The organism is Acidovorax sp. sif0632 (assembly GCF_019218805.1).
GTDB classification, from domain to species: domain Bacteria; phylum Pseudomonadota; class Gammaproteobacteria; order Burkholderiales; family Burkholderiaceae_C; genus Acidovorax; species Acidovorax facilis.
The window spans coordinates 989,419-1,014,528 of record NZ_JAHUWW010000001.1; the positions used below are offsets into that span (position 1 = coordinate 989,419).

The window sequence follows — 25,110 nt, forward strand, 5'->3', positions numbered from 1 at the left end:
TCGCTCAGTTGAAAAGGGGTGGTGCGCGTGCAGGGGGGCTGAACGCCACTCTTGTGCGTGGAAAAAGTGGTGTGTGAAAACGGGGCTGGAAGGTGGGGGCTGCAGCAGTGGTTGCCGCTGCGAGATGGGTGGTGGGTGGCGTGTCGGCCGCGAGGCACACAGGGCAATCGAGACCGGTGGCGTCTGCCGCTACCAGGCCCTCAGCGGTCTTCACCACCAGCTTGGCGCTGCCTGTGCCGGAGCCGGAGCAGACCAGCTCCATGCTTCGCGGCACTACCAGCGGTGAAGCCACCGCAGCAGCCAGCGCCATGACAAACCACGCCAGCACCCAAAGGCGCAGTGTTCGCAGGTTGTGATGGCTTTGCATGGCACGGATAATAGATTCACGTAATATGAATCAATTTGATCTGGATCATGCTTTGGCGGCGCTCGCCTCTGCCCAAAAGTGCTTCTTGCACCTACAGTCAATGCACCAGTCTGAAGCGGTGCCTGTGCAATGCCCGTAGGTTTTTTCAGGCCAGGTGCTGGACGCATTTCGTCGCATTTCTCGCGCAGCCACAGGCCCTCTCAGATTTTTTTTAACCCCCAAGAACAGGATGTATGCGATGCAAAAGAAAACCGTGATGGTCGCCGTAGCGATCTTGGCCACACTGCTGGCCGGTTGTGGCGACAAGAAGTCGGAACCTGCTCCGGTGGCTGCACCCGCTGCGGTGACGGCCCCAGCGCCCGCAGCGGCCCCCGCCGCACCGGCTGCCGCAGAGAACGAACTGGGCAAGAGCGTGTTTGGCAAGACCTGCGCCATGTGCCATGCCGCTGGCGTGGCCGGTGCCCCCAAGCCGGGCGACAAGGCCGACTGGGGCCCGCGCATTGCCCAGGGCAAGGACACGATGTACAAGCACGCGATCGAGGGCTTTACCGGGGCGAAAGGCATGATGCCTGCCAAGGGGGGCTCCGCCAATCTGACCGACGCCGAGGTCAAGGCCGCCGTGGATTACATGGCCGACAAGTCGCTCTGAGCGGAGGCGCCATGCAGCAAGCTTTTCTGCCCCCTCAGGGTCTGTCGCGCCGTCGCATGGTGATGGCATTGCCCTTGCTGGGTGGTGCGGTCTGGGGTGGTGGCGCGTCAGCGGGCGCACGGGTGGTGTCTGAACGCAGCTCGCGTCCCCTGATGGGAACGCAGGTGGATATGGCGGTGGAGGGCGTTGATGGCCCGCAGCTGCGCCGCGCCATGGACCGATCCTATGCAGAGATGCAGAGGCTGGAGGCGCTCATGAGCCGTTACCAGCCACGCAGCGTGGTCAGTCGCATCAACTTGGCTGCTGGCATCGTGCCCGTGGCGGTGCCACCCGAGGTCATGGCGATACTGCAAAGCGCACAGCGCGTATCGGCAACGAGCCGTGGTGCCTTTGATGTGACTGTGGGTGCCCTCAAGTCCTGGAACTTTGGCCCTGGCGAGAAGTTGGTGCCCGGTGCCAGCGAGATTGCACGGCAGTTGCCACTGGTAGATGCGCGCAACCTGGTGCTGGATGTGAATGCGGGCACGGCCTTTCTGGCCCGCCAGGGCATGGCGCTGGACCTGGGCGGCATCGCCAAGCTCCCGATCCTGGAAGCCGGCATGAACATGCTGCGCTCCGAAGGGGTTGAGAACGCCATGATCAACGGTGGTGGCGACGTGCTGACCCACGGGCTGTGGCAAGGCAGGCCCTGGCGTGTGGGGCTGCGCGACCCGCGTTCCCCCGAGCGCCTGCTGGGTGTGGTGGCCGTGGCGGGCGCCGGTGTGGTGGCCTCGTCGGGCGACTATGAACGCTTCTTCTTCCACCAAGGCCAGCGCCAGCACCATGTGCTCAATCCGCGAACAGGGCGTCCGGCATCGGGCGTGCATGGCGTGAGCCTGGTGGCGCGCGACGTGGCGGCCGTCAACGGACTGGGCGCAGCGTTGATGGTGCAGGGCCCGCAGGCGGGCAGGGCACTGGCGCAGCGCATGCCGGGGCTGGCCGTGCTGATCGCCGGGCAGGACGGTGGTGTCTGGCAGTCCACCGCCATGTCGGCGTTGCTGGAGCCAGTGCCGTCCTGAACCTGCTGCGGTTTATTCAGCCCGGGGCCTGTGCCTGCTCGCAATGCACCTGCAGCAGCTCACGCTCGGCCAGCGTCGCGCCAAAACGCACGGCGCTCAGGCAGCCGCCCCACACGCAGCCCGTGTCCAGTCCGAGCAGATCGCTGCGGTTGAGCCAGCCCAGCGTGGACCAGTGACCGAAGGCCATCAGCGTGCCCGCTGTGCGCCGCCCTTGCACGTCGAACCAGGGCATGAGGCCGGGCGGGGCGGCGCTGGCGCTTTCGGTGCTTTCAAAATCCATCACGCCGTCGGCCGAGCAAAAGCGCAGCCGGGTGAGCGCATTCACGATCACCCGCAGGCGATCCATGCCGGTCAGATCGTCACTCCAGCGGTCGGGGATGTTGCCGTACATGGCGTGCAGAAAATCGGGCAGGTCTGGGCCGCGCAGTACTGCATGGACTTCGTCCGCGTACGCGAGAGTCTCTGCGGCCGTCCAGGTGGGCAGCACACCGGCATGCACCATCAGCAGCGTTTGCCCCGCATGCATGTGGGTGCGGGCCAGGGGCTGCTGGCGCACCCAGTCGAGCAGGGCAGCGCGGTCGGGGGCGTCCAGCACCGTGCCCAGCGTGTCGCGCCGCGAGGGCTTGCGTGCACCGTGTGCGGCGGCCAGCAGGTGCAGGTCGTGATTGCCCAGCAGGCATCGGATGGCGTCGCCATGGCGCATGCAGCGGCGCAGCACGGCGGCCGAGTCAGGCCCTCGGTTGACGAGGTCACCCAGCAGGTAGACCGTGTCGCGGCTAGGGGAAAAGCCGATGGTGTCCAGCAGGCGGTCCAGCGCGGCGTCGCAGCCCTGGATGTCGCCGATACAGTAAAGCGCCATGGTGATCTTTATGAGTGAAGCACGGATTTTCTGCTGATCGCGTCGCCGACCTCGCTCAGCATGTGCCGGAGTTGGGCGTTGAGGCCGGGGACGCGCGGTGTCCGCATGGACGGGCGGCGAAATTTCTGCCCGAAACCCTCGGTGGGGTGGAGTTGCTGGAGCAGTTGCGGGCCCGTTCTGGGCGCATGGTGTTTGTGGGCGATGAATATGGTGTGGCGCAATGCACCATGACCCGCGCCATTTACTGAAAGCCATTCCCGTTGAATTGCACCTCGGGGGGCCGTGATGCCTGGGCTCCGCAGCGCGATGACGGAGGCTGGCTGTTGGATGGCTGGGGATGTCCTGCATAACCCTCGCGAGGCGGTGGTAGTGCGGATCGGGATGGGACGCAAGGCGTCTTTTCTTGCCAATAGCCCAGCTATTGGCAAGAAAAGCAACGCAGCGAACCGCCCGAAGCCGCGCTATCACAGACCGCAGGGAGTTATGCAGGTCATCCCTGGATACCGGTGTCGGACTCAAGGCGCGCCTGGATATTCGCAATTTGCCGGGTGAGGGCTGTGGTCGCTATAACACGCGGGCGGCCCGTTTGAGGGAAGAAACGGGGCATTTGATGGAAGTGGGCGACCGCATTCGGTGCATGGGCTGGGTATTTGAGGTGCTGGCGCTGGAATGCAAGCGTATCGACAACGTATTGCCCCCGCCAGAAGACGGAACCCCGGTCGCCTCCAGCAAGCATCAATACCCCGGTTGTTCAGCCAGACGCAAACCATGCATCAATGGGTGTTGGGGGTTAATGCCAAGAATTTTTAATGAAATTCTGAAAGTGGTTGCACAAAAAAGGCACATTATTCTTATAATTCGCGGGTCTTCACCCTTATCCAAAATCCAGACACCATGACCAGCTACAAAGAACTGTTGAAGCAGCGCGAAGCCCTTGAGCAACAAATCAGTGAAGCCCGGCGCCGGGAACTGTCGGACGCTGTGTCGCAGGTCCGTTCACTGGTGGCCGAATATGGGCTGACTGCCCAGGACGTGTTCCCCACCGGCAAGGCGTCTGGCAAGACAGGCCGCAGTTCTACGGCCGGCACCAAGGTGGCGCCCAAGTACCGCAACCCCGCCACCGGCGAAACCTGGACAGGCCGTGGCAAGGCTCCCAAGTGGATTCAAAACGAAAACCGCGAAAAGTTTGTGATTTAAGGGTCTTTGCCCTGCATTAAAAAAGCCCGCTGATGCGGGCTTTTTTAATGGGCTACTCTTGGCCAGGACAAAAGGTGCTCAGGCGGGTGGCGCCTCGACAACTGTACGCACTGTGCGACGAACAGGAAATGCATGTGCGGTAACTTCGCGCGCAGTGTCTGCGATTTATCGGCAGCGCAATGTGCTTTGTGGAGCCATTTGGTGAATCGGATTGTCATCGTTTAATTTTGCACTGCGCGCATTGATTGCACCCTGACAGTGCACGGGCATTACGTTCAGCCTTCTGCAACCCCGGGGTTTTCCTGCGCAATCTTGCGCAATACCTGTGCCGTGAAATCGTCCGCCGGAAAGAAGGATTCCACTGCCAGCTCCTGCAAGGTCACATCCACCGGCGTTCCGAATATCGTGGTGGTGCTGATGAGGGAGAGCATTCCATGCACGCTTTCAAAGCAGAACGGCATTACCACGCCCAGCATTTCACCTGCCAGTACCAGGGCATCGGATTCCGGCGGGGCGGGATATTGCAGCAGTTCTGCCTGCAGTGCGATCAGTGCCGGGTCGGCCGTGGCCTGTATCTGCTGGCGCAGGCGTTCAAACAGGTGCGCCCGCCACTGCGCCAGATTGGCGATGCGCGGCGCCAGCCCCTGGGGGTGCAGGCTCAGCCGGAACACGTTGACAGGTGGCGCCAGCAGTTCGGGACTGACGTGGGCAGACAGCAGGGCCAGCGCGGCGCGGTTGGTGGCCACCACGTTCCAGCAGCGGTCGAGGGCAATGGCGGGGCAGGGTTCGTGGCCCTTGAGCACCAGTTCAACCGCCTGGCGCGCCGCGGCCAGCGCAGGGTCGTCCAGCGCGCGTTCGCGGTACATGGGGGCGTAGCCGGCGGCCACCAGCAGGGCGTTGCGCTCACGCAGTGGGATGGCCAGGCGCTCGCACAGGCGCAGCACCATGTCGCGGCTGGGGTTGGTGCGGCCAGTTTCCATGAAGCTCACATGGCGCGTAGAGATGTCCGCCTCGTCGGCCAGCTCCAGCTGGCTCAGGTGCCGCTGCTGGCGCCAGGTGCGCAGGTGGTCGCCAAACGAGGTGGGCCCCGCTGGTGCCACGCGGTGCGGCAAAGGATGGCGCGGAGAGCGGTGAGAGGACGGTGCGGTGGAGGTCATGGCCGCCATCCTAGGCGCTAACCGCACACGGGCCATTACCTGGCAGGTCATCGACGCGGTGCGCCAGGGCGGGAACGATGGAGCCTTCTTTCTTCCTCAACCAAGGAGCTTTCCATGTTCAAGCTGATGTCCTCCCCCCGATTCCTGCGTGCCGTGGTCTGGTTCGATGCCTCCACGGGGGTTCTGCTCGGCGCCCTGCACCTGCTGCTGACAGCGCCCCTGGCCGAGTGGCTGGGCCTGCCGCCCGGGCTGCTGCAGGTGACGGGCGCCATGCTGCTGGGCTATGCCGCCCTGGCCATAGCGATTGCCCGGTCTGAGCCCATGCCGCGTGGCTGGCTGTGGGTGCTGATCGTGGGCAACTTGGCCTGGGCGTTGGCCAGCCTGTTGCTGCTGCTGGGCTCCACGCTCACGCCCACCTTGCTGGGCCAAGCCTATTTGCTGGTGCATGTGGTCTCGGTGGCCATGCTGGCCGAGCTGCAGTGGTTTGGCGTGCGCCGCCTGCCAACCTGGGCTGCGGCGTGATGGAGATGGTTGTTTGCTCCTGAAAATATAGCTGCTTGCGCTTGTCCATCAAGCGCCAGGGGCATTTTTTATGCCGATATCGGGCACGGGTGGCGTGGATCGGGCGACCCGACCACGCCGCACAGGGTTGGGGGCCGCGTTTGCATAGCCCCACGATTGCACCGCCATGCAGGACTGCCAGAATAGGCTTTGTTGCCTTTCACAGGAGTTTGCCATGGCCGTATCACGCAAGTTGTCGCCCAAGCCCGCCCGCCACGCGTTTGCCAACACCCTCAAGAGTTTCAAGACAGCGTCTGGCAAAGAAGGCCAGTTCTACTCGCTGCCCGCGCTGGCCAAACAGTACCCCCAGATCCAGCGCTTGCCCGTGTCGATCCGCATCGTGCTCGAATCGGTGCTGCGCAATTGCGATGGCCGCAAGGTGACCGCCGAGCATGTGCAACAGCTTGCGCACTGGGCGCCCAATGCCGCGCGTACGGACGAGATTCCGTTTGTCGTCTCCCGCGTGGTGCTGCAGGACTTCACCGGCGTGCCGCTCTTGGCCGACCTGGCCGCCATGCGCAGCGTGGCCGTGAAACTGGGCAAGAATCCCAAGAAGATCGAGCCGCTGGTGCCCGTGGACCTGGTGGTGGACCACTCCATCATGGTCGACCACTACGGCAAGAAGAATTCGCTCGACCTGAACATGAAGCTCGAATTCCAGCGCAACCGCGAGCGCTACGAATTCATGAAGTGGGGCATGCAGGCCTTCGACACGTTTGGCGTGGTGCCGCCGGGCTTTGGCATCGTGCACCAGGTCAACCTCGAATACCTGGCGCGCGGCGTGCACAAGCGCAAGGACGGTGTGTACTACCCCGACACCCTCGTGGGCACCGACAGCCACACCACCATGATCAACGGCATTGGCGTGGTGGGCTGGGGCGTGGGCGGCATTGAGGCCGAGGCCGCCATGCTGGGCCAGCCGGTGTACTTCCTCACGCCCGACGTCGTGGGCTTTGAGATGACGGGCCAGCTGCGCGAGGGCGTGACCGCCACCGACCTGGTGCTCACGGTGACCGAACTGCTGCGCCAGCACAAGGTGGTGGGCAAGTTCGTGGAGTTTTTTGGTGAAGGCACGCGCACCCTGGCGTTGCCCGACCGGGCCACCATCGGCAACATGGCGCCCGAATACGGCGCGACCATGGGGTTCTTCCCGGTGGACGAAAAGACCATCGACTACTTCAAGGGCACGGGTCGCACCAAGGCCGAGATCGAAGCGTTTGAGGCCTACTTCAAGGCCCAGGGCCTGTTCGGCGTGCCGCTGGCGGGCGAGGTGGACTATTCGCAGGTGGTGAAGCTCGACCTTGGCAGCGTCACCCCCAGCCTGGCTGGCCCCAAGCGCCCGCAAGACCGCATCGAGCTGGGCAAGGTCTGCAGCCAGTTTGCCGACCTGTTCAGCAAGCCCAACGCCCAAAATGGTTTCAACCGCCCGGCCGAGCTGCTGCACACGCGCCACCATGTCCGGGCCAGTGATGCTCCTGTCGATGTGGGCGCTCCGGCAGAGGTGCCAGCGCCATCGGGTGCACCGCGATTCATCGTGGAGATGGAGCAGAACAAGCCCACGCTGGCGGCCGCGCATGCCGAAGTCCCCGCCCAGCAAGCCAGCCGCACGGGTGACGTGACCGTGGGCAATGGCGACGTGCTGATTGCCGCCATCACCAGCTGTACCAACACCAGCAACCCCAGCGTGCTGCTGGCCGCAGGCCTCTTGGCCAAGAAGGCAGTGGAGGCGGGGCTCAAGGTCAAGCCGCACATCAAGACCTCGCTCGCCCCTGGCTCGCGCATCGTCACCGAATACCTCACGCAGACCGGCTTGCTCCCTTACCTGGAAAAGCTGGGTTTTGCGCTGGCGGGTTACGGCTGCACCACCTGTATCGGGAATGCGGGCGACCTCACGCCCGAGCTGAACGAGGCCATCACCAGCAACGACCTGGTGTGTGCCGCGGTGCTGTCGGGCAACCGCAACTTCGAGGCGCGCATCCATCCCAACCTCAAGGCCAACTTCCTGGCCAGTCCGCCGCTGGTGGTGGCCTATGCCATCGCCGGCACGGTGCTCAAGGACCTGATGACCGAGCCGGTGGGCAAGGGCAAGGGTGGCAAGGACATCTACCTGGGCGACATCTGGCCCAGCAGCGAAGAGGTGCACGCCCTGCTCAAGTTCGCCATGAACGGCAAGGCCTTCCGCGAGAACTACGCCAAGGTGGCCACCGACCCTGGCAAGCTGTGGGAAAAGATCAAGGGCGTGAGCGGCACCGCCTACACCTGGCCCGCCAGCACCTACATTGCAGAGCCTCCGTTTTTTGCACAGTTTGCTCTTGAAAAAGGAGCTGCTAACGCAGATCCATCAAGCGCTGGAGGCCAAAATGATGCCAAACTTCCATCGGTGATCGGTGCTCGCATCATGGCGCTGTTTGGCGACTCCATCACCACTGACCACATCTCGCCCGCAGGCTCCATCAAGGAAAGCTCACCCGCTGGCCAGTGGCTGCGGCAGCATGGCGTTCAAAAGGCTGACTTCAACAGCTACGGCGCGCGCCGGGGCAACCACGACGTGATGGTGCGCGGCACCTTTGCCAACGTGCGCATCAAGAACCTCATGATCCCGCCCACTGCCGACGGCTCGCGCGAAGAGGGTGGGGTGACGGTGTTCCAGAACGAAGGCGCGCTGCAGGGCGAGAAGATGTTCATCTTCGATGCCGCCATGCAGTACATGGCGCAAAAGACGCCCACGGTGATCTTTGCGGGCGAGGAATACGGCACCGGTTCCAGCCGCGACTGGGCCGCCAAGGGCACGCAGTTGCTCGGCATCAAGGCCGTGGTGGCGCGCAGCTTTGAGCGCATTCACCGTTCCAACCTGGTGGGCATGGGGGTGCTGCCGCTGCAGTTCAAGGCGGGCGAATCGTGGGAGACGCTGGGCCTCATGGGCAATGAGCTGATCGATGTGGTGCCCGACCCGGCGCTCACGCCACAAAGCGACGCGCAACTGGTCATCCGCCGCGCGGACGGCTCGCGCCAGGAAGTCACCGTCACGCTGCGCATCGACACGCCCATCGAGGTGGACTACTACCAGGCCGGCGGCATCCTGCCGTTTGTGCTGCGCCAGTTGTTGCAGGGGTGACACTGCCCTGTCGGCGGTGCAGGGCACCGGCATCGTCGGCAACGGGGCTTCGGCCCCGTTTTGCATGGAGCCCGATGGTGGGGGGAAACACGCACCCCCGCGCCTTACTCGTCGATACACTTGTGACGCTATGTAGAACCCGGTAGAAACACTCCAGACCATGCCGCTGTCGTCCTCTCCCACCCGCACCCCGCCTGCGCGTTCACCGTGGGCGGATGCGCCCGCCCTGACGGTGGTGCTGGTGGTCGCAGCATTGACGCTGGTGATCGTGCCAGTGGCCCAGATGCTGGGGCCGGGGGCGGGTTCCCAGCACGGCCTGGAGCCGTTTATGGAACTGGTTGCAGTGCTGTTGGGGTTGCTGGTGGTATCGGTATCCCTGCACACACTGGACCCGTCGGAGCAGGCCCGGGCCAATGTGCTGGTGGCAGGCTTTGGTGTCGCGGCGGTGTGCAATTTTCTGCACGGCGTGCTGGCACATTCCACGCCCGTGCACATGCCATCGGGCACGGCCCACATCTCACTGTGGCTGAGCAGCTGGGCGCGGGTGGTCGAAGTCGTCACCCTGCTGCTCACAGCCGCGCGGCTGGCAATGCCCGGCCCGGCCAAGGTCTGGCTGGCCGCCTCGGGCATGGTGGCGCTGCTGCTGGTGGGCTCGGCCATGGGGCCCCTGCCGGGCTGGTTTGCCGCTGCAGCGGGCGGGTCATTGCGGCAATACCTGGCCTTTGTGCTCGTGGTGGCGCTGGGCGTAGCCGCAGTGTGGCTCCACCGCAATCCGGGCCGGCGCGAACGGGTGTTTGCCTGGGCTGCCGTGGCCTTTCTGGGGGGTGAGCTGGTGGTGGGCCTGCTGGGTGGGCATTCGTCCATCGGGGGGCCGTTGGCGCACGGTCTGCGGGTTTTGGCGTATGCGTTGTTGTACCAGGCCGTTTTTGATGCGGGCATACGGGCGCCGTTCGCCCGTGTGCAGGAGGCCGAGCGGCGCCTGCGCGAGAGTGAAGGGCGTCTGTCGCTGCTTGGGCGCAACCTGCCCCACAGCGTGTTGTTCCAGGTGGTGCGCGAGCTGGATGGCAGCTCACACTTTGTGCACATGGGCGATGCGATCGAGCGGCTCAATGGGGTGACGGTGCAAGAGGTCATGGCCGATTTCCGGGTGTTGTATCGCCAGGTGTTGCCCGAAGACATCGACCGCCTGCGACAGGCCGAGCGGCAGTCTTTTCTGACCATGACCAGCATGGAGGCCGTTTTTCGCGTGCGCCGCACTGATGGCCAGATACGCTGGATGCACCTGAGTTCATCGCCCCGTCTGCTCGACGACGGGCGTGTGCTGTGGGATGGTGTACAGACCGACATCACGGCCCACCGCCTGGCCGAGGAGGCTGCGCATGCCCACGAAGCCCTGATGGCCAACATGCTGCGCCAGGTGCCCGGCGGTGTGGCGCGCTTGGACCGGGATCTGCGCGTCTTGTATGTCAATGCGCAGCAGGCCAGCTGGCTCTACCGCAAGCCCGAGGAGCTGCAAGACCGTCTGCTGCAGGAGGTGATCCCGGCCGATGTTTTCGCCCGTATGCAACCCCATTTCGCCAAGGCCTTTGCGGGCGAGACGGCCGTGTTCGAGAACCGCATGGACGGGCCTGACGGCCTGCAGGTTCGCCACACCACCATCGCGCCCGAGAGCGTTACCGAGCAAGGCGTGCCTGCCGTTGTGCTGTTTGCCTACGATCTGACCGGGCTCAAGCGCGTGGAGGCCGAGCTGGCCGACCAGAAGGCCCATCTGGCCCGCGTGGTCAACGCCATGCCTGACATGGTGTTCTTGAAGGATGCCAGCGGCGTGTACCTGTCCGTCAATCCGGTGTTCGAGCGATTTGCGGGCAGGTCGGAGCGGCAGATCGTGGGCTGCAACGATTTTGACCTGGTGGCCCCGGCCGAGGCTGAGCGCTTTCGCAAATACGACCAACGCGCCATGCAGGCTTGGCAGCCGCTGGTTTACGAAGAAACACTGACCTTTGCCGAAGATGGCTACCGAGGCCAGTTCGAGACCATCAAGACCCCCATCCGTGACCTGACCGGCCGGGTGACGGGGGTGCTGGGGGTGTGCCGCGACATCACAGACCGCAAGCGCGCAGAACAAGAAATCGAGCGCCTGGCCTTCTTCGACGCCCTCACAGGCCTGCCCAACCGCCGCCTGCTGCTGGACCGCCTGCAACGCTCCATCGCCGCCTGCCAGCGCACCAAGAACCTCGGCGCCCTGCTGTTCATCGACCTTGATAACTTCAAAGACCTCAACGACACCCTGGGCCACGACATGGGCGACCAGCTCCTGTCCCAGGTCGCCACCCGCTTGGTGGGCAGCGTGCGCGAAGCCGACACCGTGGCCCGTTTTGGCGGCGACGAATTCGTCGTCATGCTCGAAGCCCTGGCCCCCGACCTGCAAGACGCCGCCACCCAGGCAGAAACCGTGGCCGAGAAACTCCTGGCCAGCCTGAACCAGCCCTTCGAACTCGACGGAGCCCAGCACTACAGCACCCCCAGCATCGGCATCACCCTCTTTGGCGACGAACGCCTCACGGTGGACGAACTCCTCAAACGCGCCGACCTGGCCATGTACCAGGCCAAAGCGGCAGGGCGCAACACCCAGCGCTTCTTCGACCCCGACATGCAAGCGGCCGTCAACGCCCGCTCCAACCTGGAAGCCGACCTGCGCCAGGGCCTGGCCCGGGGCGAACTGCTGGTGCACTACCAGCCCGTCGTGGACCACCAGTCCCAGCTCATGGGCGCAGAAGCCCTGGTGCGCTGGCGCCACCCCCAGCGCGGCATGATCAGCCCCGGCGACTTCATCCCCCTGGCCGAACAGACCGGCCTGATCCTCCCTTTAGGCCAATACGTGCTGCAAACCGCCTGCGAACAACTGCAGCGCTGGGGCCAGCACGAAGCCACCGCCCACCTGTCCATCTCGGTCAACGTCAGCGCCCGGCAGTTCAGGCAACCGGGCTTCGTGGCCGAAGTGCTGCAGACCCTCAAGAACCACCACGCCGACCCCCGCAAACTCAAGCTCGAACTCACCGAAAGCCTGCTGCTGGGAGACATCGAAGACACCATCGCACGCATGGTGCAGCTCAAGAGCGAAGGCGTGGGCTTTGCGCTGGATGACTTCGGCACCGGCTACTCCTCCCTGTCCTACCTCAAGCGACTGCCCCTGGACCAGGTCAAGATCGACCAGAGCTTTGTGCGGGACGTGCTGACGGACCCCAACGACGCGGCGATTGTGCGGACCATCCTGGCGCTGGCCAAGAGCCTGGACCTGGAGGTGGTGGCCGAGGGGGTGGAGACGACGGGGCAGCTGAGTTTCCTGAGGCTGCATGGGTGTGAGGGGTTTCAGGGGTATCTGTTTGGGCGCCCGGTACCCATGGATGTGTTTGCGCGCGAACACCAGCTGGGCCTGTTTGCCCAGCCCGCGCTGGCCCTGCCGGAAGGACGCAAGCCATGACCGAGCCGGGCATTCTCTGGGTGGACAGCGACACGCAGCATGCAGCGGCAGCGCGGCATCTGATCGCCACCCGCTACCCCGACTGGCGTGTCGTGAACAGCCCCACACCCGAGGCCGCCCGGGCGCCGCTGGCGTCGCAGGCCTGGGATGCCGTGGTGTTGTGCCTCAAGCCTTCAGTGCAGGACCTGCCCGGCGTGCTGGAGCTGTGCGCGGGCCGTCCGGTGCTGATGTGCATCGACGCCCACCAGGAGGCATTGGCCGCGCGCGCGTTTCGCTGCGGGCTGGGTGACTACATGGTGCGCGAGGCAGATGGCGTGGCACACCTGCCGGAGCTTTTGCACCGTCTGGCCGTGCTGCTGCAGGGAGCCCAGGGGCAGGGCCAGCCCGTGCGCATGGTGGACGCCCGCATCTGGCAAGAAGCGCTGACTTTGCTGCAGGAGCAGCGCACGGCTCTGCAGGCCACCCTGGCCAGCATGAGCCAGGGCATCTTCAAGACGGCGCCGGATGGCAGCATCACCGTCTACAACCAGCGTGTGCTGGAACTGCTCAACCTGCCCGAATCGCTGATGGCCACGCGGCCCACGCTGGCCGACTTGACCCGCATCCAGGCCGAGCGTGGTGACTTTGGCGAAGGCCACCGCCTGGTGGACCGGCGCGGGCATGACTACGTGGCAGGGGGGGCCGTGGCGCCTGCGCCCGCCGTCTACTGGCGCACCACATCCGATGGCCGCACGTTTGAAGTGCGCACCACCGGGCTGCCCGATGGGGGCCTCGTGCGTACCTTTGCCGATGTCAGCGACTACGTGCGCGTTGAGAACGAGTTGCGTGAGAGCGAGGCGCGCTTTCGATCGCTGAGTGACCTGTCGTCCGACTGGTACTGGGAGCATGACGCCGAAGGGCGCTTTGTGCAGCTGGCGGGCGACCTGAGCGTCAATGGCATCCCGCTGTCCAACGTGATGGGCCGCACGCGCTGGGAGATCGGCGCGCTCAACATGACCGAGACCGACTGGGCTGCGCACCGCGCGGTGCTGCAGGCCCACCAGCCGTTTCGCGATCTGGAGCTGCAGCGTCAGCGGCCCGATGGCAGCATGCACTGGATCTCGGTCAGCGGTGTGCCTGTGTTTGATGCGCAGGGCGCCCTGTGGGGCTACCGGGGCGTGGGCCGCGACATTACCGAGCGCAAGCGGGTCGAGAGCCAGATCGAGCAGCTGGCGTTTTACGATGTGCTCACCGGCCTGCCCAACCGCCGCTTGCTGGTGGACCGGCTGCAGCGCGCCACGGCGGCCGTGGCACGCTCAGGCGCGCAAGGGGCTCTGCTGTTCATCGACCTGGACAACTTCAAGGACCTCAACGACACCCTGGGCCACGATACAGGCGACCAGCTGCTGGTGCAGGCGGCCCAGCGTCTGAAGGCTTGCGTGCGCGAGGCTGACACCGTGGCACGGTTTGGCGGCGATGAATTCGTGGTGCTGGTGGAAGGCCTGAGTGCCGATGGCCCGCACGCCAGTGCCGAGGCCGCGCTGGTGGCCAGCCATATCGCCACCACGCTGGGCAAGCCCTACGCGCTGGGCGATACCAGCCACCACAGCACCCCGAGCATCGGTATTGCGCTGTTTGGCCAGCAGACCGTGAGTGTGGACGAGCTGCTCAAGCACGCGGACCTGGCGATGTACCAGGCCAAAGCTGCAGGGCGCAACACCCAGCGCTTCTTCGACCCGGACATGCAGGCCGCCGTAAGCAACCGTGCGGCCCTGGAGGCCGATCTGCGCCGAGGTCTGCAAGACAAGGAACTGGTGCTGTACTACCAGCCCGTGGTGGACGGCAAGGGCCGCCTGCAGGGCGCAGAAGCCCTGGTGCGCTGGAAGCACCCCCGGCGTGGGCTGGTGTCGCCAGCTGAATTCATTCCGCTGGCCGAGCAGACAGGGCTCATCCTGCCGCTGGGGCAATGGGTGTTGCAGGCCGCTTGCGAGCAGCTGGTGGTGTGGTCACGCAGCTCGCTCACGCGACAGTTCTTCCTGTCGGTGAACGTGAGCGTGCGGCAGTTTCGCCAGCCCGATTTTGTGGAGCAGGTGCTGGGCTCGCTGCAGTCCAGCGGGGCCAACCCCGAGCGCCTGAAGCTGGAACTGACGGAAAGCCTGCTGCTGGTCGATGTGGAGGATGTGATCTCGCGCATGGAGTACCTGCGGCGCTATGGTGTGGGCTTCTCGCTGGACGACTTTGGCACCGGCTATTCCTCCTTGAGCTACTTGAAGCGCCTGCCGCTGGACCAGCTCAAGATCGACCAGAGTTTTGTGCGCGACCTGCAGACCGACCCCAACGATGCCGCCATCGTGCGAACCATTCTTGCGCTGGCGCACAGCCTGGACCTGGCCGTGGTGGCCGAAGGCGTGGAGACCACGGGCCAGCTGGAGTTCCTGCAGCGCCATGGCTGCCAGGCTTTCCAGGGCTACCTGTTTGGCCGCCCCATGCCACCAGAGGTTCTGGAGCGGGCACTGCGGCCAGCGCTGTGACGAGCGACGTATGGCGTGGTGTGGTGTCTGGATGTGGTTGCAGGGCCCCTGCGCCATGACAAACATCCAGGCACGCCCGCACGGCACAATCGGTGCATGAAGAAGCAGGTATTGGTCGCCGGTGGCGGCATTGGCGGCTTGGCCGCCGCGTTGGGCGCGTCGCGCGCGGGGTGGGATGTGCGGCTGTACGAACGCGCGACAGCATTCAGCGAAGTGGGCGCCGGCGTGCAGATCGGGCCGAACGTAGTGCGCCGCCTACAGGCCTGGGGCCTGCAGCAGCCGTTGCAGGCGGTGGCCGCGTTCCCCAGCCGCTTGCAGGTGCGCAACGCCGTCAGTGGCAAGGAACTGGCCGTGCTGCCGTTGGGCCCCACGGCGGTGCAGCGCTATGGGGCGGCCTACGCCACCATCCACCGCGCCGACCTGCATGGTCTGCTGCTTTCCGCGGTGACCAAATACACCGACACGCAGTTGCATCTGGAGCACGCCATCGACGGATTCACCGATGCCGAGGGCGTCGTGACTGTTCGCACCAGCCGGGGCAAGGAGGTGGAAGGCGATGCGCTCATTGGTGCCGATGGTCTGTGGAGCCGCACGCGCACCCAGCTGCTCGGTGCCGTGCCGCCCCGCGTGACGGGGCACCTGGCCTACCGCGCGCTGGTGCCGCAGCATGCACTGCCCGATGCATTGCGCACAGGCCAGGTCACCGCCTGGCTGGGCCCGCGCCTGCATGCTGTGCAGTACCCCGTGCGCCGGGGCGAGTTGCAGAACATCGTCGTCATTGTGCAAGGCCCCGCGCCGCACGATCTGGAAAACTGGGACCACGCTGCCAATGCTGCGGGCCTGGAGCACGCCCTGCAAGGCACCTGCACGGCGCTGCAGGATGTCGTGCGCAGCGTGGGTGCCGCCGGTGGCCCCGGCTGGCGCCTGTGGCCGCTGTGCGACCGCCCTCCGGTACGCGCTGCCGACGAGATGGCGCAAGGCCTGGTGGCCCTGCTGGGCGATGCGGCCCACCCCATGCGCCCCTACCTGGCCCAGGGCGCTGGCATGGCCATTGAAGACGCGGCCGAGCTGCAGCGTGCGCTGGCCATGCACGACCTGGATGTGCCGCTGCGCCTTACCCGCTACGCCCTTAACCGCTGGGAGCGAAACGCCCGGGTGCAGGCGCGCTCCATCCGCAACGGCCGCATCTTCCATGCCACCGGGCCTGTGCGCTGGGGCCGCGATCTGTCGCTGCGCCTGCTGGGCGAGCGGTTGCTGGATGTGCCCTGGTTGTACCGGGGCGATGGCTCCAGCGCCAGTTCGTTGTGAGTTCATTGCAGTGGGCGGGGTGGTGGTAACTGCCCGCCCCGAGCCGCCCGGTTCATGACCCTGCAGGGTGGGTGAACAGCGCCGCTAGGGATGACCTGCATAACTCCCTGCGGTCTGTGATAGCGCGGCCTCGGGCGGTTCGCTGCGTTGCTTTTCTTGCCAATAGCCCGGCTATTGGCTGCCAAAAGACGCCTTGCGCCCCATCCCGATCCGCACTACCACCGCCTCGCGAGGGTTATGCAGGACATCCCTAGGTTGTCAGGATATTCCCTATCCGGGGCAACCCCTGCATGCGCTGCGCGGGATGAACTTTGCGCCGTGTGCCACGCTCTATCCCTGTGTGTGCAAAGCCCCGAAAAGGCAACGGATGCGCCAGCGAATTTGCTGTTCAAGCGCACGCCGTGGTGCTACAAAGGGCCAAGCCGGTAGCGATTCCCACTGCAACACCGTGGCACCACCCGAGCCCGCCGGGGGTGCCGCCACAGGAGGTCGTATGGATGCCATCAGCAGTTTCGCCGCGCGTTATGCCCGTAGCCGCGAAGAGGAAATGTCGATTGACGAGTACCTCGCCGAGTGCAAGCGCGATCCCATGGCCTACGCCACGGCCGCCCAGCGCATGCTGGCCGCCATTGGCGAGCCCGAGATGGTGGACACGCGCAATGACCCGCGCATGTCACGGCTTTTTGCCAACAAGGTCATCAAGCGCTACCCGGCCTTTGCCGAGTTCTACGGCATGGAGGACGCCATCGAGCAGGTGGTGAGTTTCTTTCGCCATGCCGCGCAAGGGCTGGAAGAGCGCAAGCAGATTCTTTATCTGCTGGGCCCTGTGGGTGGCGGCAAGAGTTCGATCGCGGAGCGGCTCAAGCACCTGATGCAGAAGGTGCCTTTCTATGCGCTCAAGGGCTCGCCGGTGAACGAATCGCCGCTGGGCCTGTTTGATGCGCTGGAGGACGGCCCCGTGTTGGAGGAACAGTTCGGCATCCCCCGCCGCTACCTGCAGCGTGTGCTCTCGCCGTGGGCGGTCAAGCGGCTCGACGAGTTTGGCGGCGACATCCGCCAGTTCCGCGTGGTCAAGCGCTACCCCAGCATCTTGAAGCAGGTGGGCATTGCCAAGACCGAGCCGGGCGATGAGAACAACCAGGACATCTCCAGCCTGGTGGGCAAGGTGGACATCCGCAAGCTAGAAACCTTTGCGCAGGATGACACCGACGCCTACAGTTACAGTGGAGGCCTCTGCCTGGCCAACCAGGGCCTGCTCGAATTCGTGGAAATGTTCAAGGCACCCATCAAGGTGTTGCACCCGCTGCTCACGGCCACGCAGGAGGGCAACTACAAGGGCACGGAGGGCTTTGGCGCCATTCCGTTTGACGGCGTGGTGCTGGCGCACAGCAACGAGAGCGAGTGGAAGGCATTTCGCAACAACAAGAACAACGAGGCGTTTCTGGACCGCATCTACATCGTCAAGGTGCCGTACTGCCTGCGCGTGAGCGAAGAGACCCGCATCTACGAAAAACTCATCCGCGAGTCGTCGCTGGGCAACGCCGTGTGCGCGCCGGGCACGCTCAAGATGATGGCGCAGTTCGCCATCCTCACGCGGCTGAAGGAGCCCGAGAACTCCAGCATCTTCAGCAAGATGCAGGTGTACGACGGCGAGAGCCTGAAAGACACCGACCCGCGCGCCAAGAGCTACCAGGAGTACCGCGACTACGCAGGCGTGGACGAGGGCATGACGGGTATATCGACCCGCTTTGCGTTCAAGATTTTGTCGAAGGTGTTCAACTTTGACAGTGCCGAGGTGGCCGCCAACCCGGTGCACCTGATGTATGTGCTGGAGCAGCAGATCGAGCGCGAGCAGTTCCCTACAGAGCTGGAGACCAAGTACACCAGCTACATCAAGGAGTTCCTGTCCCCCCGCTATGCCGAGTTCATTGGCAAGGAGATCCAGACCGCCTACCTGGAGAGCTACAGCGAGTACGGCCAGAACATCTTTGACCGCTACGTGACCTACGCAGACTACTGGATCCAGGACAACGAGTACCGCGACACCGACACCGGCGAGGTGTTCGACCGGGGCGCACTCAACGCCGAGCTGGAAAAGATCGAGAAGCCCGCAGGCATTGCCAACCCGAAGGACTTTCGCAACGAGATCGTCAATTTTGTGCTGCGCGCGCGCGCCAACAACCAGGGCCAGAACCCCAGCTGGACCAGCTACGAGAAGCTGCGCCTGGTGATCGAGAAGAAGATGTTCTCCAACACCGAAGAGCTGCTGCCCGTGATCAGCTTCAACGCCAAGGCCAGCGCCGAAGAGGCGCGCAAGCACGAGGACTTTGTCACCCGCATGGTGAACAAGGGCTACACGCCCAAGCAGGTGCGGCTGTTGTGTGAGTGGTACTTGCGTGTGCGCAAGAGCAGCTGATCAAGGGACTGGATTGCCAGCGCAGCCCTGCGGGCGCTGGTTCATGCATGGGGGCAACGGATGGCATTGCAAATCATCGATCGCAGGCTCGCTGGCAAGAACAAGTCGGTGGGCAACCGCGAGCGATTTGTTCGCCGTTACAAGGAACAGATCGCGGACGCGGTGCGCCGTGCTGTCTCACAGCGCGGCATCCGCGACATGGAGCAGGCCGAGAGCATCACCATACCGCGCAAGGACATCAGCGAGCCCGTGTTCCACCATGGCCAGGGCGGCATCCGAGACACGGTGCACCCCGGTAACGCAGAGCATGTGCGCGGCGACCGCATCGAACGGCCCCAGGGTGGAGCGGGCGGGCGCGGCTCGCAGGCCAGCGACAGTGAGGAGGGCGAGGACGACTTCACCTTCACGCTGACCAAGGAAGAGTTCATGCAGCTCTTTTTTGAAGACCTGGCGCTGCCGCACCTGCTGCGCACCCACATCGGCGAGAACCCGCAGTGGAAGTCGCGCCGCGCGGGCTACAGCCAGGATGGAATCCCCAACAACCTGGCTGTGCTGCGCACCATGCGCGGGGCGCTGGGGCGGCGCATTGCGCTGGGCAAGTCGACCCACCGCGAGCTGCTGGCGCTGCAGGCCGAGCTGGACGCCCTGCTGGCGCAGGACGACGGCACGAGCGAAGCGGTGGCCGAGCTGCAGCGCCGCATCGATGCGCTGACGGCGCGCATCGACAAGATTCCCTACCTCGATCCCATCGACCTGCGCTTTCGTGCGCGTACGCCGGTGCCAGTGCCCAGCAGCCAGGCGGTGATGTTCTGCGTGATGGACGTGTCGGGCTCCATGGACGAGACGCGCAAGGACCTGGCCAAGCGGTTTTTCATCCTGCTGTACCTGTTTCTCACGCGGCACTACGAGACCATCGACATCGTGTTCATCCGCCACCACACCCAGGCGGCCGAGGTGAGCGAAGAGCAGTTCTTTCACTCCACCGAGAGCGGCGGCACCGTGGTCAGCAGCGCGCTGGCGCTGCTGGACCAGATCATCCGTGCGCGCTATCCGCAGGGCGACTGGAACATCTACGTGGCCCAGGCCAGTGATGGCGACAACTTCACCAACGACAGTGGCATCTGCCGCAACCTGCTGGTGGACAAGATCCTGCCGCTGGTGCGCTACTTTGCCTATGTGCAGGTGGCAGAAGAGGAGCAGAACCTGTGGGACGAGTACAGCCAGTTGATGCCGCTGTTCTCCCACTTTGCAATGCGCAAGGTCGCCGCACCCGGCGACATCTACCCGGTGTTCCGCGACCTCTTCAAGAAAGAGGGGGTGGCCGCATGAACAACGTTGTGCAGTATCCGGTGCTGGAGCGCCGCGTCAGCGACAACCCCTGGAAGGCCGCCGCCGTGGGTGAGCGCCGCCACCGCGCCGTGCCCGGCCAGCCCCTGCCTGCGGGCGCGCGGCCTGCCGAGCCGTTGCCCGACCCGAGCGACTGGACGTTTGAGCTGATCGAGCGCTACCACGCCGCCATTGCCGCCACGGCAGAGCGCTTTGGCCTCGACACCTACCCCAACCAGCTGGAGATCATCACCGCCGAGCAGATGATGGATGCCTACTCCAGCGTCGGCATGCCGGTGAACTACCGGCACTGGAGCTACGGCAAGGAGTTTCTGGCCACCGAGCGGCGCTACCGGCGCGGGCACATGGGGCTGGCGTATGAGATCGTCATCAACTCCAACCCCTGCATCAGCTACCTGATGGAGGAGAACACCACCGCCATGCAGGCGCTGGTGATTGCGCATGCGGCCTACGGGCACAACAGCTTCTTCAAGGGCAACTACCTGTTTCGCATGTGGACCGACGCGTCCAGCATCATCGACTACCTGGTGTATGCCAAGGACTACGTGGCCCAGTGCGAAGAGCGCTACGGCATGGCCGAAGTGGAGCGGCTCATGGATTCGTGCCACGCGCTGGCCAACTTTGGAGTGGACCGCTACCGCCGCCCCTCCAAGAAGAACCTGGCGCGCGAACGGCTGGAGCGCGCGCAGCGCGAGGCCTATGCCCAGCAGCAGGTGAACGAGCTGTGGCGCACGCTGCCCGTGCGTCCCGGCAAGGAGGATGCCACGCAGGAGCACAACCGCTTTCCGCAGGAGCCGCAAGAGAACATCCTGTACTTCATCGAAAAAAACGCGCCCCTGCTGGAACCCTGGCAGCGCGAGATCGTGCGCATCGTGCGCAAGATCGCGCAGTATTTCTACCCGCAGCGCCAGACCCAGGTGATGAACGAAGGCTGGGCCACCTTCTGGCACTACACGCTGCTCAATACGCTGTACGACGAGGGCTACCTGAGCGACGGCGTGATGATGGAATGGCTGGGCTCGCACACCAATGTCATCTACCAGCCGCCCGTGGGCCACCGCGCCTACAGCGGCATCAACCCCTATGCGCTGGGGTTTGCCATGTACCGCGACATCCAGCGCATCTGCCAGAACCCCACGGAGGAGGATCGGCACTGGTTCCCCGACATCGCAGGCACACCCTGGCTGCCCGCGCTGGACCACGCCATGCGCAACTTCAAGGACGAGAGTTTCATCGGCCAGTACCTCAGCCCGCATCTGATGCGCGAGATGCGTCTGTTTGCGCTGCACGACGATGCCAACGAGCGCGAGCTGGTGGTCAGCGAGATCCACGATGAGAACGGCTACCGCCGCCTGCGCCAGATGCTGTCGCAGCAGTACGACCTGGGCACGCGCGAGCCCAACATCCAGGTCTGGAACGTGAACCTGCGCGGCGACCGCAGCCTGACCCTGCGCCACACCCAGTTCCAGGGCCGCCCGCTGGCCGACGACACGCAGGAGGTGCTGCGGCATGTGGCGCGCCTGTGGGGTTTTGGGGTGCAGATCGAGAGTGTGGATGCCGATGGCAACCACCCCGTGCTGCTGCACTCGGTGGCCTCATCGGCCGCGTGAACAACAGGGGCTGAGCGGGGGCAGCGCGATGCGCGCCTGCAGACCTGCTGTACGCGCCATGGGCCAGCGCCCATTTTTTGCAGGATGATTGCTATTAAATATATAGCTTGATACGCTCGTTGGATAAGCGCTAAGGCCTGTTTTTGCTTGATATTTTGGAGGCTGCCGACGATGAGGGACCATTGCGCCATTCAGGCGGCGGCAGCGGCCCCACGCAGTGGGCAGTCTGTGGCCACCCGCTCGGCCAGAGTCTGGCGCAGGGCCTGCAGCGCGGCAATGCGTGCGTCGATCTCCTGCAGCTTCACTGCCAGCACCTGGGCCAGCGCTGGGCCTGGGTCGGCGGCGTCCCAGATGGCGGGCAGCCGGTCGCCAATCTCTGCCAGCGTAAAGCCCAGCTGCTGCGCGGTGCGGATGTACTGCACCAGCATCGCCGTTTCGGCCGGGTAGTCGCGGTAGCCATTGGCAAGCCGGTGCGCGCGGATCAGCCCCTGCTGCTCGTAAAACCGCAGGGCCTCGCGGCTCAGGCCCGAGGCGGTGGCGAGTTCACCGATCAGCACGGTCGCCTCCGGTGGGGGCGTCGCTGGCTGCGCCCAGTGCCCACCGGAGGATGGCGGTCTGCACCTGCAGCAACAGTTGTTTTTGTGCGTAGCCCACAAAACCGGGGTACTCCACCGGGTCCACCGTCAGCTCCCGGCCCAGTGTGAAGGGCGGTGTGGGCAGCAGGGCGGGGTTGCCCAAGGCGGCCAGGTGTTCTTCGGTCAGCGGTGTCATGTCGGTTTGGGTCTCGGCGTCGGCCTCGGCGCCCGCGGGCCAGCTGTCGGTGATCACCACATCCACCGGGCCTTGCATGGCGGAAGGCTCGGCAAAGACCACCTGTGGCAGTACCTCGTGAAAGCGCCGGTGGCACACCTGCACCAGTTCAAACCCCAGTACCTGGGCCAACCCGTGCCATGAACGAAACACATTGGTGCTGGGCCCCCATAGGCACACGCGCGCCTGCGCCAGAGGTTTGATCTGTGTATCGACGAAGTACGCATCGGTCAGCACCTCGCATGGGTGGCCCTGGGCCGACATGGCGTTGATCACCGGCCGCAGCGACGCGGCGGCAAACTCCGACAACCGTGCATGGTTGGTTTCACGCACCACATACACCGTGTAAAACGGGTCGAGGTAGCCCGCCAGGTCGCAGGCCCGTTCGCTGGTCTTGAGCAGATTGGGCAGCTCGGTGAACGCCAGCCCGAGCTGCCGAAAGGCCTCGATGAACGTTGTGCGGGTGCGGATGCCGTTGCCTTCAAACGACCATGCCACGGTGCCCTGCAGCGTGGGCCCGGGCGCGTTGACCAGTGCCCAGATGTGCCGGATATCTTCGGGGCGCAGGTCGGTCAGCTGGATGAGGTTCATGGGGCATTCTTTCCATCAAAAGGGCGGGGCAGAAGATTCTGCTTGACCCTGAAGCGTACTTCAGGCCTGAAGCTGCGGGCTTCTTTCACTTCTATTGCCGCGCTGCCATGTCCACCATTCCTGCCGTCCGCACCCATCCTGCGGCTGCCGCCAAACCCGCTGCCGCTTTCTCTTGGTCTATGCCCCGCTACCTGTGCATCGTGCGTGCCAGCGGTTGGTACGACCTGCTGATCACCTGGCCCTTCGCGTTGCCCTGGACCTTTGCCTGGCTGTACGCCCAACTGGGCACGCTGGCCGCCACGCTGGGTCTGCCTGGCACCTTGCACCCGCTGGATTCCACCCACATGCTGCTTGCCAACCTGCTGGGGTCGGTGGTGGTGGTGTGGTCGCTCGCGCGCATGGTGGCTCCGTCACTGCTGCTGGGGCGGCTGGATGGCGTGGCGCGGTTTCTGTTTGCGGCCTGGCAGATCTATGCCGTGGCCCACGGCGCCAATGTGATCGTGCTGGGCTTCACGCTGTTTGAGCTGCTGTTTGGTGTGCTGCAGTGGTGGCGCGTGGCGGGCACGTCCCCAGCACGGGTCAGTGTGCTGGCACCGGCAGGCACCTGAACGCCAGGGCGCCTGTCGCCAGCATGGCGGCAATGGTCAGCATCACAGCCACATACGGGTCTGCGCCCTGTGCGGCGGCGATGGAGGCTGCCACGCCGGTCACCCACTGCATCAGTGCCACGCCCAGAAACAGCGCCATCGTGAACACCGCCATGGCGCGCCCGGTGACGGCGGGTGCGTAGGCCGAACGCACGTCTGAATACTGCAGCACCATGTAGCCCGACAACAGGCCCACCGCGATGGAGCCCGCCACGTCCAGCCACTCGGCGTGGAGCAGGCCGATGGCACCGAAGAGGGTTGCCAGCAGCACCGTGAAGCCCGTGATCCAGCGGCGGCGTTGGCCAGGCCCCGGGTCGAGCCGCCCGAACAATGCCGGTGTGAACAGCGACACCAGCGACGACAACATGGCCACGTTGCCGCTGGCCACCAGCGAATAGCCATGCCGCTCAATGAGCAGCGGCCCCAGCCACAGCCCGCGCAGCGTGAGGAAGGAGGCATACGTCGTCAGCGCTAGCAGCATGATTCCGGCGGTGTGCGGCAGCAAGAACAGCGCGCCAAACCCGCGCACCGCCTGCAGCACCGATTCGTGCGGGGGCGCGTTGTGCGTGGGCTGCACGGGCTCGTGCACTTTCCAGAAGATCAGCAGCCAGGCCAGTGCCGCAAAACCCGCCAGCACCGCAAAACCCATGCGCCAGGACGACAGCTGCACCAGCCACGCCAGCGGCGTGCCCGTGAACAACATGCCCAGCCCACCCACACCCATGGCCACGCCCGAGACCATCGCAAACCGGCTGGCCGGAAAGTAGCGCGCAATGAACACCGTGCACACCAAAAACGCGGGCGCGCAGCCGACGCCGATCAGCACCTGCCCCAGCAGCACCGCGCCATAGCCAGGCGCCAGCGCCGACAGCACCGAGCCCGCAATCGCCAGCGGAAACGCCACCAGCAGCGTGCGCCGCACGCCATAGAGGTCGATGCCGATGCCCATGAAGAGCTGCATGGTGCCGAAGGCGAATGCGAACGCTCCGGCAAACACGCCCAGCGCCTGCGCCGACAGGCCGAACTCTGCCCGCAGGCCCGTGGCCATGATGGCCGTGATGGTGCGAAACGCCTGGCTCAGCGCAAAACCCGTCACCAGTGCCAGCAGCATGGCCCAGGCGGCGCGGAGGGGGAGCAGTGGGGTAGTGGGTGTGGGGGGCGGGGGCACCTGCACGGTGGTGGGTCTCCAAAAAGGGGTGGCAACAGGCTGCCCCGTTCCGAGCGTACATGGACAGGGCGGTGACCGCTGTCTCGCGTGAATCGCAGGGGTTGCCGGGTCCGCCAATCTGCACCAGATGGGAGCGACCGACGGGCGCGTGGGGCAGGCAGTAGGGGCGTTGGGGGAGGGATAAGGGTCATGACGTGCACAAACCTGGGGTCGGGCCAGCAGTTCACCGTTGGGCAAGGGCCGCTGTTGCATCCCGATT

18 protein-coding genes and 1 pseudogene are annotated in these 25,110 nt (G+C 64.9%); 13 read left to right on the forward strand and 6 right to left on the reverse strand.

Annotated features, from left to right (window positions below):
• Positions 1-4: 4 nt before the first annotated feature.
• Positions 5-367: a DUF2946 family protein gene (locus tag KW832_RS04445; protein ID WP_218298553.1), complete on the reverse strand. Its 363-nt coding sequence runs from the start codon at positions 365-367 to the stop codon at positions 5-7.
• 238 nt (positions 368-605) lie between these two features.
• On the opposite strand from KW832_RS04445, the gene KW832_RS04450 reads away from it, so the two are divergent.
• Both KW832_RS04450 and KW832_RS04455 read left to right on the forward strand, forming a co-directional pair.
• On the forward strand, positions 606-1,016 hold the full coding sequence (locus KW832_RS04450) for a cytochrome c5 family protein (RefSeq protein ID WP_055393536.1): 411 nt from the start codon (positions 606-608) through the stop codon (positions 1,014-1,016).
• Positions 1,017-1,027: 11 nt separating this feature from the next.
• A complete protein-coding gene (locus KW832_RS04455) occupies positions 1,028-2,074 on the forward strand; it encodes an FAD:protein FMN transferase (protein ID WP_255577487.1) in 1,047 nt (348 codons plus the stop codon).
• A 16-nt stretch (positions 2,075-2,090) separates the two neighbouring features.
• Here KW832_RS04455 and KW832_RS04460 read toward each other — a convergent pair whose 3' ends face one another.
• Positions 2,091-2,933 carry a symmetrical bis(5'-nucleosyl)-tetraphosphatase gene (locus KW832_RS04460; protein ID WP_218298552.1) on the reverse strand — a complete coding sequence of 281 codons (843 nt, stop codon included), beginning with the start codon at positions 2,931-2,933 and terminating at the stop codon, positions 2,091-2,093.
• An 83-nt stretch (positions 2,934-3,016) separates the two neighbouring features.
• Between KW832_RS04460 and KW832_RS25865 the strand changes: the two are divergent.
• Both KW832_RS25865 and KW832_RS04470 read left to right on the forward strand, forming a co-directional pair.
• A pseudogene (locus KW832_RS25865) lies at positions 3,017-3,627 on the forward strand (hypothetical protein); the annotation flags it as partial.
• 200 nt (positions 3,628-3,827) lie between these two features.
• Positions 3,828-4,130 carry an H-NS histone family protein gene (locus tag KW832_RS04470; protein ID WP_055393525.1) on the forward strand — a complete coding sequence of 101 codons (303 nt, stop codon included), beginning with the start codon at positions 3,828-3,830 and terminating at the stop codon, positions 4,128-4,130.
• A 275-nt stretch (positions 4,131-4,405) separates the two neighbouring features.
• Here the strand turns inward: KW832_RS04470 and KW832_RS04475 are convergent, their stop codons facing one another.
• Complete coding sequence (locus KW832_RS04475; RefSeq protein ID WP_121508796.1) at positions 4,406-5,287, reverse strand: helix-turn-helix domain-containing protein; 882 nt, start codon at positions 5,285-5,287, stop codon at positions 4,406-4,408.
• Between the two features lie 114 nt (positions 5,288-5,401).
• Between KW832_RS04475 and KW832_RS04480 the strand changes: the two genes are divergently transcribed.
• The 8 genes from KW832_RS04480 to KW832_RS04515 all read left to right on the forward strand — a co-directional run bounded on the left by KW832_RS04480 (position 5,402) and on the right by KW832_RS04515 (position 21,635).
• Positions 5,402-5,809, forward strand: a complete 408-nt coding sequence (locus KW832_RS04480) for a hypothetical protein (protein ID WP_121422602.1) — start codon at positions 5,402-5,404, stop codon at positions 5,807-5,809.
• Positions 5,810-6,023: 214 nt separating this feature from the next.
• On the forward strand, positions 6,024-8,963 hold the full coding sequence (locus KW832_RS04485) for an aconitate hydratase (protein ID WP_218298550.1): 2,940 nt from the start codon (positions 6,024-6,026) through the stop codon (positions 8,961-8,963).
• A gap of 160 nt (positions 8,964-9,123) precedes the next feature.
• Positions 9,124-12,444, forward strand: coding sequence for an EAL domain-containing protein (locus tag KW832_RS04490; RefSeq protein ID WP_218298549.1), 3,321 nt, complete (start codon positions 9,124-9,126; stop codon positions 12,442-12,444).
• Entirely contained in the window at positions 12,441-14,954 is a 2,514-nt protein-coding gene (locus KW832_RS04495; RefSeq protein ID WP_218298548.1) for a bifunctional diguanylate cyclase/phosphodiesterase, read from the forward strand. The genes KW832_RS04490 and KW832_RS04495 overlap by 4 nt, the downstream gene beginning before the upstream one ends.
• Before the next feature lie 96 nt (positions 14,955-15,050).
• Entirely contained in the window at positions 15,051-16,262 is a 1,212-nt protein-coding gene (locus KW832_RS04500; protein WP_218298547.1) for an FAD-dependent monooxygenase, read from the forward strand.
• Between the two features lie 493 nt (positions 16,263-16,755).
• Entirely contained in the window at positions 16,756-18,678 is a 1,923-nt protein-coding gene (locus KW832_RS04505; protein WP_218298546.1) for a PrkA family serine protein kinase, read from the forward strand.
• Positions 18,679-18,738: 60 nt separating this feature from the next.
• Positions 18,739-20,007, forward strand: coding sequence for a YeaH/YhbH family protein (locus tag KW832_RS04510; RefSeq protein WP_218298545.1), 1,269 nt, complete (start codon positions 18,739-18,741; stop codon positions 20,005-20,007).
• A complete protein-coding gene (locus tag KW832_RS04515) occupies positions 20,004-21,635 on the forward strand; it encodes a SpoVR family protein (RefSeq protein ID WP_218298544.1) in 1,632 nt (543 codons plus the stop codon). The genes KW832_RS04510 and KW832_RS04515 overlap by 4 nt, the downstream gene beginning before the upstream one ends.
• 191 nt (positions 21,636-21,826) lie before the next feature.
• Here KW832_RS04515 and KW832_RS04520 read toward each other — a convergent pair whose 3' ends face one another.
• Both KW832_RS04520 and KW832_RS04525 read right to left on the reverse strand, forming a co-directional pair.
• Complete coding sequence (locus tag KW832_RS04520) at positions 21,827-22,192, reverse strand: MerR family DNA-binding protein (RefSeq protein WP_218298543.1); 366 nt, start codon at positions 22,190-22,192, stop codon at positions 21,827-21,829.
• A complete protein-coding gene (locus KW832_RS04525; protein WP_218298542.1) occupies positions 22,179-23,036 on the reverse strand; it encodes an ornithine carbamoyltransferase in 858 nt (285 codons plus the stop codon). The genes KW832_RS04520 and KW832_RS04525 overlap by 14 nt, the downstream gene beginning before the upstream one ends.
• Positions 23,037-23,215: 179 nt before the next feature.
• Between KW832_RS04525 and KW832_RS04530 the strand changes: the two genes are divergently transcribed.
• Positions 23,216-23,644 (forward strand): hypothetical protein, encoded by a 429-nt coding sequence (locus KW832_RS04530; RefSeq protein WP_218299073.1) that lies wholly within the window; start codon positions 23,216-23,218, stop codon positions 23,642-23,644.
• Here KW832_RS04530 and KW832_RS04535 read toward each other — a convergent pair.
• Positions 23,616-24,794 carry a nitrate/nitrite transporter gene (locus KW832_RS04535; protein WP_218299072.1) on the reverse strand — a complete coding sequence of 393 codons (1,179 nt, stop codon included), beginning with the start codon at positions 24,792-24,794 and terminating at the stop codon, positions 23,616-23,618. The genes KW832_RS04530 and KW832_RS04535 overlap by 29 nt on opposite strands.
• Positions 24,795-25,110 lie beyond the last annotated feature (316 nt).

What these genes read in the sequence shown, in the direction of transcription:
- KW832_RS04495 (WP_218298548.1), top strand. Translation starts at nt 12,441, where the DNA reads ATGACCGAGCCGGGCATTCTCTGGGTGGACAGCGACACGCAGCATGCA.
- KW832_RS04490 (WP_218298549.1), top strand. Translation starts at nt 9,124, where the DNA reads ATGCCGCTGTCGTCCTCTCCCACCCGCACCCCGCCTGCGCGTTCACCG.
- KW832_RS04515 (WP_218298544.1), top strand. Translation starts at nt 20,004, where the DNA reads ATGAACAACGTTGTGCAGTATCCGGTGCTGGAGCGCCGCGTCAGCGAC.
- KW832_RS04535 (WP_218299072.1), bottom strand. Translation starts at nt 24,794, where the DNA reads ATGCTGCTGGCACTGGTGACGGGTTTTGCGCTGAGCCAGGCGTTTCGC.
- KW832_RS04500 (WP_218298547.1), top strand. Translation starts at nt 15,051, where the DNA reads ATGAAGAAGCAGGTATTGGTCGCCGGTGGCGGCATTGGCGGCTTGGCC.
- KW832_RS04445 (WP_218298553.1), bottom strand. Translation starts at nt 367, where the DNA reads ATGCAAAGCCATCACAACCTGCGAACACTGCGCCTTTGGGTGCTGGCG.
- KW832_RS04485 (WP_218298550.1), top strand. Translation starts at nt 6,024, where the DNA reads ATGGCCGTATCACGCAAGTTGTCGCCCAAGCCCGCCCGCCACGCGTTT.
- KW832_RS04530 (WP_218299073.1), top strand. Translation starts at nt 23,216, where the DNA reads ATGCCCCGCTACCTGTGCATCGTGCGTGCCAGCGGTTGGTACGACCTG.
- KW832_RS04455 (WP_255577487.1), top strand. Translation starts at nt 1,028, where the DNA reads ATGCAGCAAGCTTTTCTGCCCCCTCAGGGTCTGTCGCGCCGTCGCATG.
- KW832_RS04475 (WP_121508796.1), bottom strand. Translation starts at nt 5,287, where the DNA reads ATGACCTCCACCGCACCGTCCTCTCACCGCTCTCCGCGCCATCCTTTG.
- KW832_RS04510 (WP_218298545.1), top strand. Translation starts at nt 18,739, where the DNA reads ATGGCATTGCAAATCATCGATCGCAGGCTCGCTGGCAAGAACAAGTCG.
- KW832_RS04470 (WP_055393525.1), top strand. Translation starts at nt 3,828, where the DNA reads ATGACCAGCTACAAAGAACTGTTGAAGCAGCGCGAAGCCCTTGAGCAA.
- KW832_RS04460 (WP_218298552.1), bottom strand. Translation starts at nt 2,933, where the DNA reads ATGGCGCTTTACTGTATCGGCGACATCCAGGGCTGCGACGCCGCGCTG.
- KW832_RS04450 (WP_055393536.1), top strand. Translation starts at nt 606, where the DNA reads ATGCAAAAGAAAACCGTGATGGTCGCCGTAGCGATCTTGGCCACACTG.
- KW832_RS04505 (WP_218298546.1), top strand. Translation starts at nt 16,756, where the DNA reads ATGGATGCCATCAGCAGTTTCGCCGCGCGTTATGCCCGTAGCCGCGAA.
- KW832_RS04525 (WP_218298542.1), bottom strand. Translation starts at nt 23,036, where the DNA reads ATGAACCTCATCCAGCTGACCGACCTGCGCCCCGAAGATATCCGGCAC.
- KW832_RS04480 (WP_121422602.1), top strand. Translation starts at nt 5,402, where the DNA reads ATGTTCAAGCTGATGTCCTCCCCCCGATTCCTGCGTGCCGTGGTCTGG.